This is a genomic window from Halobacillus naozhouensis (assembly GCF_029714185.1).
In the GTDB taxonomy this organism is placed as follows: Bacteria; Bacillota; Bacilli; order Bacillales; family Halobacillaceae; genus Halobacillus_A; species Halobacillus_A naozhouensis.
In genome coordinates this window covers 91,664-105,138 of the sequence record NZ_CP121671.1, presented here as the reverse complement: position 1 = coordinate 105,138, position 13,475 = coordinate 91,664, and the positions used below count along the sequence as shown (strand labels likewise).

The following is a 13,475-nucleotide window of genomic DNA, read 5'->3' as shown; positions in this document are numbered from 1 at the left end:
CTTCTACTGTTTCGCTTATCCGAAGGGAACCATAATTACTGTGACTTTCCTGATTGTAATTCCTTTAATTCTTTTTCATCAAAATGGTACGCTTCATTGCAAAAGTGACATTTCGCTTCCGCGCCACGGTCCTCTTCGATCATGCGATCAATTTCTTCGTCTCCGAGACTTGAAATTGCCATTTCAACACGTTCCCTTGAACAATGACAGGAAAAGGAGACAGGCATAGTATCTAACACCTGGAGATTTTCTTCCCCAAGAAGCGCTTGGAGAATCTCTTCGGGAGTTTTCCCCTCCCGGATCATCGTTGAAATGGGAGCTATTTGGCTAAGTCGATTTTCAATAGCAGCTGTCGTCTGTTCATCAGCACCTGGCATCATTTGAATAATAAAGCCGCCAGAGGCCAAAATTGAATGGTCCGTATTAACGAGCACGCCTGCTCCTACGGCAGATGGCACCTGCTCAGAGTTGGCAAAATAATAAGTGAAGTCATCTCCGATTTCACCAGAAACGATAGGCACTTGACCAGTAAAGTGGTCCCTCATGCCAAGATCCTTTACAACGCTCAATGTGCCTGTGGTTCCTACAGCTTGTGCTACATCGAGTTTCCCCTGGCTGTTCAAATCAAAATCTACGTGAGGATTTTTTAAATAACCTCTTACTTCCCCTTTAGAATTGGCATCAGCGATGATAGCCCCAATGGGACCGTCTCCTTCCACCTTAATCGTTAATTTATCTTCACCTTTCAGCATTACACCCATCATAGCACTTATGGTAAGTGTCCGACCTAATGCAGCTGAAGCTGTAGCCCACGAGTCCTGTCTCCTACGCGCTTCTTCTACAGTTTCGGTTGACTGAACAGCATAGGCACGAACTTGTCCATTGTATCCCATTGCGCGAACTAAATAATCTGACATTACTCATCCTTCTCCTTTAAATGCAAGTTTATCTTTGTTGTTTTGATAAATTTTATGAAGCCCTTTTAAGGTCAAATATGGGTCGACACAATCTATGGTTCGTGATTCATCGGCAATTAATGGAGCTAGGCCGCCTGTTGCAATCACTGTAGGTGTTTTGAGCGAAGTTTCTTTCATACGACGTACCACCTCATCTACCTGTCCTACATAGCCATAAAAAACACCAGATTGCATGGCATCGACAGTCGATTGACCTATCACCTCTGAAGGGTTTTTCATTTCAATTTTAGGAAGTTTAGCTGCTTTTGCATAGAGAGCTTCCATCGAAATATTGATACCTGGCGCGATTGCCCCGCCTACATATTCTTCATTCTCATTAACATAACAATACGTCGTAGCTGTTCCAAAATCAATAATGATTAATGGAGTGTCATATTCTTCAATAGCACCGACTGCATTCACAATACGGTCTGCACCTATTTCAGCCGGATTTGGATACTTCATGGCTAATCCGTGATCCACTTCATGTTCTCCAATAATCATAGGCTGTTTCTTGAAATAATAACGGGACATTCGATCAAGAGCAAACATTATAGGGGGAACTACAGAAGAAATAATCACCCCATCCATGTCTTCAAAGGTTAATCCCTCATGGTCAAACAACGATTTAATAAGCATGCCGTACTCATCTTCTGTTTTATGTCTGTCTGTTTTTATACGCCATTGGTACTTCAGCTGCTCTTTTTCAAATACTCCAAGTACTGTATTGGTATTTCCCACGTCGAGTACAAAATTCATACACCTTAGCCTCCCGGTTCAATTCCTTCGGCTACCATCATACCATACGAAAACAGAAAGTGCCTCGATCAAAGAACTGAACCCTTGACTTCCCTGAACCAATAAAAAAACGTGTCCTCCTATACAGGGAGAACACGTTTTGATTCATATTGATTCTTATTGTTTCTTATCATCATCAGAGCTTTGGTTCAGATCCTGCTGATCCTGCAATGATTCTGAAGATTTATTATCTTCGTTTTCATCTTCAGAAGTGGTTCGAGTTTCTTCTTTAGACTGAACATTAACTTGCATGTTCTTTTCCTGCTTTTCATCAATTTCTCTTTGCTCTTCCTGATTAGCTCTGAGCTGTTTATTGTTCTTAATTGCAATTTCTTCTAATTCTTCATCGGTAGGCAATCGACCTTTTTCGAATAAGGACTTAATCTGAGTTGCATCCAATGTCTCAACATCTAACAGGGTACCTGCAATCAATTCAAGCTTATCTTTATTGTCTGTTAAAATCGTCTTAGCACGGTCATAACAATGATTAATGAAGTTTTGAACTTCTGTATCAATATCATAAGCAATTTGATCACTGTAGTTCTGTTCATTTTGGATGTCACGGCCAAGGAATACTTGTCCGCCAGAGTTGGATCCAAATTGAAGTGGTCCGAGTTTTTCACTCATCCCATATTCTGTAACCATCTTACGGGCTATGCTTGTAGCACGCTGGAAGTCATTATGAGCGCCTGTTGATACTTCACCAAACATAACTTCTTCAGCTACTCGGCCACCTAGTAAGCCAGTGATCTTATCAAGCAATTCAGGTTTTGTCATAAAGTAGCGATCTTCACGAGGAAGCATAACCGCGTAACCACCTGCTTGACCTCGAGGAACAATGGTTACTTTATGAACCATGTCTGCATCATCCAGAACCATGCCAATCACTGTATGACCACTTTCGTGGTGGGCAACGATATTGCGTTCTTTTTCCGAAATGACACGACTCTTCTTAGCTGGACCTGCAATAACCCGGTCAATTGCTTCATCGACATGTTCCATATCGATACTCTTCGCATCAGCACGAGCTGCAACTAGAGCAGCCTCATTTAATAAGTTTTCAAGATCGGCACCAGAGAAGCCTGGTGTGCGCAAAGCAATGGTCTTAAGATCAACATTATCTGATAACGGTTTGTTTCTGGCATGCACGCCTAGTACTGCCTGACGCCCTTTCACATCTGGGCGGTCAACCGTAATTTGACGGTCAAAACGTCCCGGACGAAGCAAGGCAGGGTCAAGAATGTCTGGGCGGTTAGTTGCAGCAATCATAATAATACCTTCGTTAGCACCGAACCCATCCATTTCAACAAGAAGCTGGTTTAAGGTTTGTTCACGTTCGTCGTGACCTCCACCAAGACCGGCCCCACGCTGACGGCCTACTGCATCAATTTCATCGATAAAGATAATACATGGTGCATTCTTCTTCGCATTCTCAAATAAATCACGAACACGGGATGCACCGACCCCCACAAACATTTCTACGAAGTCAGAACCACTGATAGAGAAGAATGGAACACCCGCTTCTCCAGCAACAGCTCTTGCCAGTAAGGTCTTACCAGTACCCGGCGGCCCCACTAAAAGAACCCCTTTAGGAATTCGGGCACCTACTTGCGAGAATTTACGAGGATCTTTCAAGAAATCTACAACTTCTACAAGCTCTTGCTTCTCCTCATCAGCACCGGCAACATCCTTAAAACGTACCTTTTTCTTTTCTTCGCTGTACATTTTCGCCTTACTCTTACCAAAGTTCATGACACGACTTCCGCCGCCCTGAGCCTGGTTAAGTAAGAAAATGAACAGAATAAATATAATCACAAATGGAATGATGGACGTTAAAACAGTCACCCATACACTTGGTTGCTCTTCTTCTTCAACTTTTAACACACTTTGTTCTTGTGCTGTTTGCGTCACATTGGAAATAATTTGTTCATTGGCTGGAAGTTTAGCTACAAACATTCCCTGGCCTTCTTCACTGCCAGCTAGCTGTCCTGTGATACGAATGACCCCATTGACAGGCTGCATCGTCATTTCTTCGATTTCACCATTATTCAATCTATCGTAAAATTCGTTCACATTTAACGTTTCCTGCGGCTCACCTTGACCTCTAAATAGTCCGACTACGGCGATAACTACGAGGAAGATAAGTAAATAAAATATGGTGTTACGAAATATCCGGCTCATTGCCTACCTCCTCCCAAGCGAGAAAAACTATAGTAAATACTATCACACAAAAAACTAAAGACACAACTAATTACCCTTATTTGAAGTACTTCTAAACCTAAAGCAACCTTCACATACATCAGCCGCCATAAACTTCCGGTTTAAGTACGCCAATATAAGGTAAGTTACGATACTTTTCATTATAATCTAACCCATATCCAACAACGAATTCATCTGGAACTTCAAAGCCGATTGTATCAGCCTTGATATGTGATGTTCTACCTGTAGGTTTATCGAGAAGGGTGACGATTTTAATGGATTTAGCCTTACGGTACTTAAATAAGTCCACTAAATAACTTAACGTGAGGCCACTATCAATAATGTCCTCAATGATTAACAGGTCTCTTCCTTCGACCTGAGTATCAAGGTCTTTCACGATTTTAACCTCACCAGATGACCTCATGCCGCCGTTGTAACTTGAAACATCCATAAAATCCATCTCAAGATGCGTTTCGATCCTTTTTAACAGATCTCCCATAAAAGGCATGGCTCCTTTTAAAACGCCAATAGCCAATGGAAAACGACCGTTATATTCTTCCGTCAGCTGTGCCCCCATTTCTTTGCATTTTTCTTGAATTTCTTCTTCAGAAATTAAGATTTTCTCAATTTCACTATGCATGCATGCTCCTCCTACGTGTCTCGGATATTTTTATATTGTAATCGAAGCCTTGTATCAGATTTACCGTTGACACAGTCTCCACCCTTTTTCAACCCAACAAGCCATAGAATATGACCATCGCTATCTGTCACAAGCGGCCAATCCTCCCGCCTGTCTGTCGGCACCTTCTGGTCAATAAAGATATCTTTTACCTTTTTAGAACCATCCATTCCTCTTGGGGAAATTCGATCCCCAGGTCTGCGCGTGCGTACAATAAGTGGGAGCTTTACGTGATATGAATCACAAATATACTCAAATAAATCCAACTCTCTATCGTCTGTCGTCCACTCTGCGGTGACGATTGAACCGTCGGGCAGTTCAATGGTATCCCCTATGTATAAAGTCTTTGTGAAAGCTCCAGGTTGATTCAATTTGCTAAATGTCAACCTCACTTCATCGTAAGACCTGATCACCTTCAAGCCATTTGGCAAATTCAATTCTGCATTAGGTTTGTCTTCATGCAAAAGTTTAAAAAACACCTCTTCGTGCATGTAGGAAACTTCTTCCTTTTGATAACCGTACAGATAGTTTAATATTAGATGAAAGGTTGTCCTTTGTAAAGCAAGTGGATGCGTTAAAAAGCAACGAATTGAAAACTTCACAAAAGGTTCATTTTTATAAGACATTTCCATTGTCTCAAGCACTTGTTCGGCTTGCGATTCCAGGTATTGCTGATTATCTCTTACCCGTTCACTCATCAGCTGCAAATGCTTGTTCAATTTAGGGTTTTGTTCTTTGAAGAAAGGCATCACGTATTTCCTGAACGCATTACGTGTGTAATCGGTGTGTTGATTGGTTTCGTCCAATTTATAAGTTATTTTATGCAAAGCACAATATCTCAGAAGTTCTTCCTTCTCCAGACAAAGAAAAGGACGAATGAGTTTCCCTAAAGAGAATGGTCTGCTTACAGGCATTCCCCGAACAGACTCAGGACGTACACTTCGCACCATCTGCATCATCATCGTTTCTGCCTGGTCATCACCGTGGTGGCCTAGAGCAAGAACATCACCCTCAACTTGATTCATCACTTGTTCAAAAAAGTGATAACGCAGGGCTCTTGCTGCTTCCTGTGTACCACCACCTGTCTGTTCTTTATACGAATGAACATCTACTGTCGTTCCAACAAACTCCACTTCCCATTCAGCAGACAGTTTCTCGACATAGCGCAAATCCTCAAGCGAAGTTTCACCTCTTAACCCATGATCTACAGAAACGGCAACGATTCTTAAATTCATGGTCGCTTTTAGCTGATTGAGATAGTGAAGCAGAGCAAGGGAGTCAGGTCCTCCTGATACCGCAACAACTACGGTCTGATTTGCTTGTAAAAGTTGATGTTTTTCTATAAATGACTGAACAACCTGCATTAACACCCCTCACTTCTATCCTATATAGCCCTTCACAAATAGAATGCAAACCAATCTACTTTCCTACTCTTATCGTACCACTCTCTACTTCCATCCTGCAAAACATTCAGTTATAACCATGATAACCCATAGAACATGGTAACGAGAATCGAAATTGCGATCCACTCCCCCCAATCAGATCGCTCAGATGACGATTTCTTTGCTGTTGCTCTCGAAACTCGGGAAGGCTTAGTCTGCCTTTTCATCAACCCTTTCTCAAATCCCTTCTTCATCTCGTTTGCGGATTGATATTTCCCTTGCCAGCAGCTGTTAATCACTTTTTTACAAAAGTCAGGCATCTGGGCTAGCGCTAATTTATGCTGCAATGTTTTATGAGGATCCTTTCCTTTGATAAAACGTTTTGGATAAACCATCTCAAGCATAATCATACTCACAGCAAATAAATCATATTGAGCATCAGACCGCCTTGATCCATAGCCCCAATATCCACGATCATAAAACTCAGTAAACTCTTTAATCGCCCGGTCAAAAGCGGTAACCCCGCCCACATCAATCCACCGCACCCTTGAAGACGACATCAGTAAGTTTTCCGTCTTCAGGTCTCCAAAAGCATAGCCAGCTGCATGTAAATGCTCAAGGTCACTAAGCAGCTGAACTGCAGTTAAGGCGATCCAATCTTTACTTTTGCCTTGTAGAAAGCTTGGTAACGATTGGCCTTGTACATACTCCATTACATAAAAAGGATACGTAAGGCGCCGAGAGCTCACCCAATCATCCACGTCCACAAAAGAAGGTCCAAGTTTGACACCTTGGACCTTGCTGAATTTCTTAAGCATATTCACCTCTAGCATCAAACGGGAACTGTCTGTTCCCACCTTCAGGGCATACGTATGGCCATTTCGTTTACAGAGATAGACGACACCGCAAGCCCCCTCCCCGAGCTTTTTCACAATCCGGTAGGTGTGTCCTTGCCATTTTCCTCGTAAGGTCGTTCCAGGGGTGAAATTAAAATCCAGCTTCTTCATAAGGATCTTCTCCATCATGCTCATTTTTTCTTATCGTCTTACCAGCAAAGGAGTATAAAGCTTCTTTAAGTGCAGGACCTGTTGGAGTGTATCCGCCACTCGAAAGCTTGGAAAATATCCCATGGATAGCATCGAGTTCTGGGGTCCAATCTATCATTTTCTTAATTGTAGATTTAGGATCTGGAAATGAGAAAATGCTGAACTGATTCGAACCGGTTCGTGCGTTCAAACTAAGCGATAAATCATAGAGGGCCTCTTTGACGGTCGGAAGCTTATGGTGCATGCTCGCACTTGAATCAACTAGAACTAGAACTTCCAGATCACACATTTCCCCCAGGTCATCTACGACTTCCACGACCTCACCCCGTTGTTCGGGAGGAAGCTCTTCCATCGTCTTCCCTTGACCTAAAATCTGTTGTAGCTCGTTGTTCACTACACCTTGAATCGTTTGTGTCATGGCTTGTCTTGTGACCGTTTGGACGGTTTGTGATAAATTTTTCTGATAGACGATCTGGCTGACCCCGCCGCCCGCTTCCGCAATGTTTTCTACTTCTTCAAGACCTTGAGGATGATTCCTCTGTTCATCATCAAGCACACCTATGACGTTGACCGTGACCCCCTGATTCCTGGCTAGTGCAGCTACAGCTACTGGATCTTCTCCGTAATTCGAACATCCATCCGTTAACAATAGAATTTGTTTCAGCCGTCCTGGCTTCATAGCATATCCCTCCTGTTTCGTTGTCAACATTTTGACCGAAAAAGAAGGTAAATATACTTACCGCTAGGCTCGTTTTTTATCAAAAGGGATAGCGGACCATTCCGGAACATAATGATCAATCCTAGCCACAAGTACTGTCATGTCATCCTCAATAGCTCCTGCCTGTGTGCGAATGACTTCTTCTAATAATAAATCGGCGACTTCCTGAGGGTCTGTCCGGTCGATTTCTCTAATTTTTCTCTTCAACCAAATCTCCACATTCTCAAGGTGTTTCGGACCTTCAAGAATGCCGTCACTTACCATAATTAATAAATCACCTGCTTTAAGCTGTTCGCTTGTTGTATCGACATCAACATCTTCAATAATTCCCATTGGGAGATTACCAGATTCTACAGCAAAGATTTGCCTGCCCCGTTTAATAAAACTTGGGGTGCTCCCTATTTTAATAAATTTAGAGCTGGCCTGATGAAGGTCAATAACAGCTAAATCTAGTGTCGAGAATATTTCGTCACTAGTGCGGAGGGCTAGAATCGAATTAATCGACTTAATAGCCACCGACTCCTTAATCCCTGATTGTAGAATTTGTTTCAGCAAACGCAGCGTCTCCATACTCTCTTGATGTGCTCGCTCGCCATTCCCCATGCCATCACTAATGGCCAGGGCATATTTCCCTCTCCCTAATTCCATCATCGAGTAACTATCTCCAGAAATAAACCCTCCTCCTTTGGCTGCATGGGCTACGCCTGACTCAATCGTATAATGTTTCGCCGAACCAAAGGTCAACAGACAACGGCCATGCGGATATGGCGAAATATCCTCCATCGTAACCACAATGGTCTCCTCCAGGATGTCTGATAGAACAGGGGCAATTAGCTTAGATCCCTCCCCTCGGTAGTTATCAATTTCAATAATTAACTCTAAATCAATATTACCTGCATCTAATGTATATATTTCAAGCTTTGCTATCTCAAAACCCATTCTTTCAAGGGCTCCATGAATAATTTGTTCTTTCTGTTCATGGTGTTCCCTTTCCTTAACGATTTCTTTAGCAAAACTGTTCATCACTTCAGACACACCATGGAGCTGGTCCGCTACAAACCTGCGACTTTCCAGCACCTGCTGCTTCAACTGTTTATTTGCATGGTAAAACGACAGCTCATGCTTCATCGTATCGATCAGCTTTTGCGATTTTACACAGTATTGATCTACGTTTTTACGCATTATTCTTCCTGGATCTTCTTTCTCATCGAGCTCCATCATTAAATCTGTCATTAAATGATGAGTCTCATCAAACTGATTCACCCAGCACCGTTCTTTTTTAAAACACGACTGACACGTCTTTTCAGTGACGTCACTAAGAAAATAGTCAATTTCTGTGTTATGACTTACCTCCTCTTTCGAACCATCTAAATGGTTAAAACTCTTAGATAAAGCCTCAAATACATCTGAAAATTTGCCAACTCGAACAGCTGTTACATCGCGAACCTTTTGCAGGTACTTCTGCTGCTCCTGACTGTGCTCCTCTGTACCAGGTACATAACGAGAGAGCCGCTTTACCCATTGTTTGGGCGTCAACATAAACAAAGCAATGGCACAAACCGATGCCCACATTGATGAAGACAGACTTCCTCCCATATAAAAACTCATCAACACCGTACTTACGAGCAACCCCGCGCTAACCCCTAATTTATTTCCATCTTTCAAAAGTCCCCCTAACAAGCCTGAAAAAGCAAGCAGACTCATTTGATATAAATTATCGACAGCTGCCAGGCTCAGGACAAGGCCCGTTACGACACCAACCGTTGATCCGATCGCTGCCCCTGCAATGTAAGCTAGTAAAATAACTAAGTAGCGAGAAAACACATCCACTGTGGCTACACCTTGAATCTCAAACCCAATCATCCCTGTTAAGACTGAAGCTAATAGGATAATGAGACAAACGATTTCTTCGTTTTTTAACGTTGGATGATAACGTCTTGGTGATAAAAGCGGAAGACTCTGCATAAAGATAAGAACAAGAGTGAAACTTAAAATTCCTTCCGCTGCTATAAGGAAAATCTCATATAAATGCCAACGTTCCAAGAAAGCCAGGCTTGTCGTTCTTGGAATCACACTAGCGAGCATAGCCATAAAGGGAAGCAGCTGCTGTGGTTGATTCATCCGATTTAAAATTAAACTGAGTAATAAAAAGGTAGCGGATGCCCCGAGAATGAATCCAGCGTGCCCTAGGCTATATGTAGAGGCTCCAGCGGCCATCATTACTGTAGCCGGAATAACAAAAGGGCGTTTCAACCACCAGATCACTGCAAGAAAAGCAACCCCAAACGGTGCCATTGAGGATAAGATAATAGCCCGTCCAAGCAGAAAGCTGAGCACCAAGTGAAACACACCCTTGTTAGCTAAAAAGCTGACAACTGAAAAAGAAAAACGTTCAAGCCCCCTGTTTAAAGTAGATTCTTTCCATACTGCTTCACGCCCAGCTCGTTTCATAACCGTCCCCAACATAAAATACACCACTCCTTCTTTAGTTATGTTTTATTTAATCACAGGCTGGACAGGCTTTTTGTCAAAACAACAGGAGAGTAGTAACAAAAACTTCGATGCTTTTCCTACAGTCTGACGAGGATTCTACAAAAAAACACCAGCACATTCTCCCTCTGTTCTAAAATTCCCTACCATTCTCTATCGAAATTAACAGACTACTCTTATAATTTTATTTTTTATTGACATAATTTTTAGGATGGTGTACTATAACTTTTGTGTCTTTGGAACATATGGCGGTGTAGCTCAGCTGGCTAGAGCGTACGGTTCATACCCGTGAGGTCGGGGGTTCGATCCCCTCCGCCGCTACTTACAAGTGCTGAATGCTTGTTCAGATGCGACACTTATAAGACAGACATTATCTATACATATAAGGCCCGTTGGTCAAGTGGTTAAGACACCGCCCTTTCACGGCGGTATCACGGGTTCGAATCCCGTACGGGTCATCAGCAGGAAAACCGCCATTCTCATTGAGGATGGCGGTTTTTTTACGACCTTATAGGATTTAATTTTCTCTCTTGACTTGCACCCTCCAGCTTCCTCCTCTTGAAAAGTAAATTTAGGTGATTATGACTAAATTGGCTTGCTTTGCTGGGGATTCCATCTTTAAATAGTAATCTTCAGCTTTCCAATATCTATTTTTATATCTTTCATGCTCCATTCGTGCAGATTTTGTTTCCCGGGAAAACCTTTTATTCTTGGGGCAATCTAAATACACCACATAATCATAAAATCCTCTCCACTCTTTACGTTGAAGAAATACTCCCTCAATTAGGATTACACCACGCCGTGGAAGATTTATGGTTAATTCAGTATGTGTATCATCCTCCTGGTCATAAAAAGGAAGGTAAATCTGATCAGCCCCTCCTCCCAAAGCAGTACTATTTACGCTCCATATGAAAATTACCTCATATCGTCTTCTCACTTATACTACGATCTATAAAGTTTATTTCCTATAAAGAAACAGACCTGCCATTACAGCAGGTCTGTTTCTTTATATTCATGCGCATCTTTTACTCATTGTCATAGACAGCAAGCTATCCTCTTTTAGCACCCCGACCTCCGCGTTTGGTTTCGGTTTGCTTTTTCAGTGATGCTAGACGATCTTCGCTATCCTTCATAAAACGGCTCATTTTTTGTTCAAATGACTCTGCCGGTTTACGGGGCTTCTGCGGACGACGACCGTAATTTTCTTTTGCTTTTTTGATGGATAAGCCAATCTTTCCATCGTCTCCAACATTAATGACTTTCACTTCTACTTGGTCACCCTGGCTTAGGTGTTCATTAATGTCTTTTACATAGTTATCGGCAACTTCACTAATGTGAACAAGACCAGTCTGCCCTTCAGGAAGCTCAACAAAAGCCCCGAAATTAGTGATACCCGTTACCTTACCCTGCAACTTGCTGCCTACTTCAATGGACATAAAAAAAATGCTCCTCCTTAGAAATTCGATAAAGATATCTTCTTAACTATTATATATAAGCATTGAAAAGGGTGTCAATACGAAGGGTCCTCATTTGGCATTTTAAAAATAATCTCGCCTTCCTTGGAGAAGAAATAATCGGACCTTGCGATTTGCAAAACATACTCTTCATTATTAAGAAGTTTTATTTCCTCTTTTAAGTTCTTCTCTTCTTTCTTTAATTTATCCATTTTTGCTTGTAAATCCTCATAGTGTTCCTGCTTCTGTGCATGTAGAGATTGTTGTTGAACATGATAGGTAACCATGGAGCCTGCAACGATCATTACGAATAAGGCAAACAAAACGATTCGGCGGAATAGACGCTTTTTCTTTTTCGTCTGCCGTTCCATGTAGGCGTCATAGTGCTTCATGTATGTAGAATCCAGGCGGGCCACTGACTGTTTTTTTGCCATGAACGTTAGACCTCCTTTATTTGCGCTTTCTCTCTTTCCATTTATTTATAGTATTCTTTATTTTAACCCAAAACCCTGCTGTTTTGCTTAAGTTTTTTTTCAGTTTTTTCGGTAACAGCTTCCAAATCAACCGAAAAACTAACAGGAATGGATATAAAACGACAAGAAACAATAAATGTATTCCCTTATAAATTACTTTATAAACAGCAATTAGTAAAGAAGCAATCACCATAATTATAGTTCGAATCGGCCAAATAATAACAGCATTAAATAGCCGCGCAAAGAAGGTCATTAATTGAGTCACGAAGCGTATCATATATTCCAGCAGTTTTTTATATCGCGTTTGAAATAATGCACGATAAGCTGAATATCCGCAAATTACTGCTATAAATACATATAAACGTAATTCGCCATAGTTTACCAGAAATAGCAGAAAAAAAAGAAGAGCAGCCTGAGCAACCCAGAAGGCAAGCTGCCAGACAAGCTCAAGCCAGCTCTTTTTATTCCGTTTAAAAAAGAGCCGCTCAAAGGTATCAACTGCTGCTCCTACATAAATGCCTCCGGATATCATAACAATCATCGTCATAAATTGTGTGGTCAGTGTCATTTGAAAAGCTTGCTAAATAATCCTTTAGCTTTCTCCCCTTGGTTCTCGTCCAAATAGGTCATCTCATCGACGCGTCCTTTAATGGAGACTTCTCCTTCTTCTAAGTCCAGGTTTTTCATTTGCAAATTATGGCCGCGAATGACTAAGTAACCCATACTTGTCTGGAGTAGAAATTCTTCACTGTCAAAACTATCCACCTCTTTGACACCTGAGATTTCAAGATTCCTTCTATTCCACATTTTCACATTATGATCCACCTGATGTGTCCGTGCTTGTAAATTTTTATCGTAGCCTTCCATTTATTCCAGCCTCCTTCTTCTCTAGTACAAGCTATGTAAAAGGGGGGCAATTTAGAACGTATGGTAAGACATTGAAATTAATTCGATAGAACTTGACTGTGCAGCGTTACATTAAGAAAAGGCCCACTGCCGGTAAGCAGCGGGCTAAGATTTATTTATTAACAGGTTCTTCTTTTTTGATTTCATATAATGTCGTCGCTTCGTCCTTCTTAACATTCTCTCTCAGTGATTTCACTTCAATCGTGAGCACCTTTTGCCCAAACTGTATGGTCAACTCATCTCCGACCGATACATCTGTAGCCGCCTTGCTTTTTGACCCGTTGATACTAATCCTCCCTTGGTCAGCGACTTCCTTAGCCAGGGTTCTTCGTTTAATTAACCTTGAGATTTTCAGGAATTTATCTAAGCGCATG

General features: G+C 41.8%; 13 protein-coding genes and 2 tRNA genes. 2 read left to right on the top strand and 13 right to left on the bottom strand.

All coding sequences use genetic code 11. From position 1 onward, the window contains the following. Nucleotides 1-35: 35 nt before the first annotated feature. The 8 genes from hslO to spoIIE form a co-directional block, all read right to left on the bottom strand. Complete coding sequence (gene hslO / locus P9989_RS00590) at nucleotides 36-917, bottom strand: Hsp33 family molecular chaperone HslO (RefSeq protein ID WP_283076951.1); 882 nt, start codon at nucleotides 915-917, stop codon at nucleotides 36-38. Nucleotides 918-920: 3 nt separating this feature from the next. Next, nucleotides 921-1,715, bottom strand: coding sequence for a type III pantothenate kinase (locus tag P9989_RS00585; RefSeq protein ID WP_283076950.1), 795 nt, complete (start codon nucleotides 1,713-1,715; stop codon nucleotides 921-923). 156 nt (nucleotides 1,716-1,871) lie between these two features. Next, a complete protein-coding gene (gene ftsH, locus P9989_RS00580; RefSeq protein ID WP_283076949.1) occupies nucleotides 1,872-3,935 on the bottom strand; it encodes an ATP-dependent zinc metalloprotease FtsH in 2,064 nt (687 codons plus the stop codon). A gap of 118 nt (nucleotides 3,936-4,053) precedes the next feature. Next, nucleotides 4,054-4,593 carry a hypoxanthine phosphoribosyltransferase gene (gene hpt, locus P9989_RS00575; protein ID WP_283076948.1) on the bottom strand — a complete coding sequence of 180 codons (540 nt, stop codon included), beginning with the start codon at nucleotides 4,591-4,593 and terminating at the stop codon, nucleotides 4,054-4,056. An 11-nt stretch (nucleotides 4,594-4,604) separates the two neighbouring features. Next, nucleotides 4,605-5,996 (bottom strand): tRNA lysidine(34) synthetase TilS, encoded by a 1,392-nt coding sequence (tilS, locus tag P9989_RS00570; protein ID WP_283076947.1) that lies wholly within the window; start codon nucleotides 5,994-5,996, stop codon nucleotides 4,605-4,607. 110 nt (nucleotides 5,997-6,106) lie between these two features. Further along, nucleotides 6,107-7,039: a serine/threonine protein kinase gene (locus P9989_RS00565; RefSeq protein WP_283076946.1), complete on the bottom strand. Its 933-nt coding sequence runs from the start codon at nucleotides 7,037-7,039 to the stop codon at nucleotides 6,107-6,109. Then, complete coding sequence (locus P9989_RS00560; RefSeq protein ID WP_283076945.1) at nucleotides 7,002-7,739, bottom strand: vWA domain-containing protein; 738 nt, start codon at nucleotides 7,737-7,739, stop codon at nucleotides 7,002-7,004. Before P9989_RS00560 ends, P9989_RS00565 begins: the two co-directional genes overlap by 38 nt. A gap of 63 nt (nucleotides 7,740-7,802) precedes the next feature. Continuing rightward, nucleotides 7,803-10,244: a stage II sporulation protein E gene (spoIIE, locus tag P9989_RS00555; RefSeq protein ID WP_283076944.1), complete on the bottom strand. Its 2,442-nt coding sequence runs from the start codon at nucleotides 10,242-10,244 to the stop codon at nucleotides 7,803-7,805. A 271-nt stretch (nucleotides 10,245-10,515) separates the two neighbouring features. Here spoIIE and P9989_RS00550 point away from each other — a divergent pair. Continuing rightward, nucleotides 10,516-10,589 (top strand) — tRNA-Met (locus P9989_RS00550). A 65-nt stretch (nucleotides 10,590-10,654) separates the two neighbouring features. Then, nucleotides 10,655-10,726: transfer RNA gene (locus tag P9989_RS00545), tRNA-Glu, on the top strand. 591 nt (nucleotides 10,727-11,317) lie between these two features. Here P9989_RS00545 and P9989_RS00540 read toward each other — a convergent pair. From P9989_RS00540 to P9989_RS00520, 5 genes are all read right to left on the bottom strand, one after another. Next, nucleotides 11,318-11,704 carry a S1 domain-containing RNA-binding protein gene (locus P9989_RS00540; RefSeq protein WP_283076943.1) on the bottom strand — a complete coding sequence of 129 codons (387 nt, stop codon included), beginning with the start codon at nucleotides 11,702-11,704 and terminating at the stop codon, nucleotides 11,318-11,320. 74 nt (nucleotides 11,705-11,778) lie between these two features. Further along, nucleotides 11,779-12,156 (bottom strand): FtsB family cell division protein, encoded by a 378-nt coding sequence (locus tag P9989_RS00535; protein WP_283076942.1) that lies wholly within the window; start codon nucleotides 12,154-12,156, stop codon nucleotides 11,779-11,781. A gap of 16 nt (nucleotides 12,157-12,172) precedes the next feature. Next, entirely contained in the window at nucleotides 12,173-12,763 is a 591-nt protein-coding gene (yabQ, locus tag P9989_RS00530) for a spore cortex biosynthesis protein YabQ (protein WP_283076941.1), read from the bottom strand. Then, entirely contained in the window at nucleotides 12,760-13,062 is a 303-nt protein-coding gene (yabP, locus tag P9989_RS00525; protein WP_283076940.1) for a sporulation protein YabP, read from the bottom strand. The genes yabQ and yabP overlap by 4 nt, the downstream gene beginning before the upstream one ends. A gap of 151 nt (nucleotides 13,063-13,213) precedes the next feature. Beyond that, nucleotides 13,214-13,474, bottom strand: coding sequence for an RNA-binding S4 domain-containing protein (locus P9989_RS00520; protein WP_283076939.1), 261 nt, complete (start codon nucleotides 13,472-13,474; stop codon nucleotides 13,214-13,216). Between the last annotated feature and the right edge of the window lies 1 nt (nucleotide 13,475).

Excerpts from the sequence above, each read along its gene's own strand:
- hslO (WP_283076951.1), bottom strand. The coding sequence starts at position 917 with ATGTCAGATTATTTAGTTCGCGCAATGGGATACAATGGACAAGTTCGT.
- P9989_RS00585 (WP_283076950.1), bottom strand. The coding sequence starts at position 1,715 with ATGAATTTTGTACTCGACGTGGGAAATACCAATACAGTACTTGGAGTA.
- ftsH (WP_283076949.1), bottom strand. The coding sequence starts at position 3,935 with ATGAGCCGGATATTTCGTAACACCATATTTTATTTACTTATCTTCCTC.
- hpt (WP_283076948.1), bottom strand. The coding sequence starts at position 4,593 with ATGCATAGTGAAATTGAGAAAATCTTAATTTCTGAAGAAGAAATTCAA.
- tilS (WP_283076947.1), bottom strand. The coding sequence starts at position 5,996 with ATGCAGGTTGTTCAGTCATTTATAGAAAAACATCAACTTTTACAAGCA.
- P9989_RS00565 (WP_283076946.1), bottom strand. The coding sequence starts at position 7,039 with ATGATGGAGAAGATCCTTATGAAGAAGCTGGATTTTAATTTCACCCCT.
- P9989_RS00560 (WP_283076945.1), bottom strand. The coding sequence starts at position 7,739 with ATGAAGCCAGGACGGCTGAAACAAATTCTATTGTTAACGGATGGATGT.
- spoIIE (WP_283076944.1), bottom strand. The coding sequence starts at position 10,244 with ATGTTGGGGACGGTTATGAAACGAGCTGGGCGTGAAGCAGTATGGAAA.
- P9989_RS00540 (WP_283076943.1), bottom strand. The coding sequence starts at position 11,704 with ATGTCCATTGAAGTAGGCAGCAAGTTGCAGGGTAAGGTAACGGGTATC.
- P9989_RS00535 (WP_283076942.1), bottom strand. The coding sequence starts at position 12,156 with ATGGCAAAAAAACAGTCAGTGGCCCGCCTGGATTCTACATACATGAAG.
- yabQ (WP_283076941.1), bottom strand. The coding sequence starts at position 12,763 with ATGACACTGACCACACAATTTATGACGATGATTGTTATGATATCCGGA.
- yabP (WP_283076940.1), bottom strand. The coding sequence starts at position 13,062 with ATGGAAGGCTACGATAAAAATTTACAAGCACGGACACATCAGGTGGAT.
- P9989_RS00520 (WP_283076939.1), bottom strand. The coding sequence starts at position 13,474 with ATGCGCTTAGATAAATTCCTGAAAATCTCAAGGTTAATTAAACGAAGA.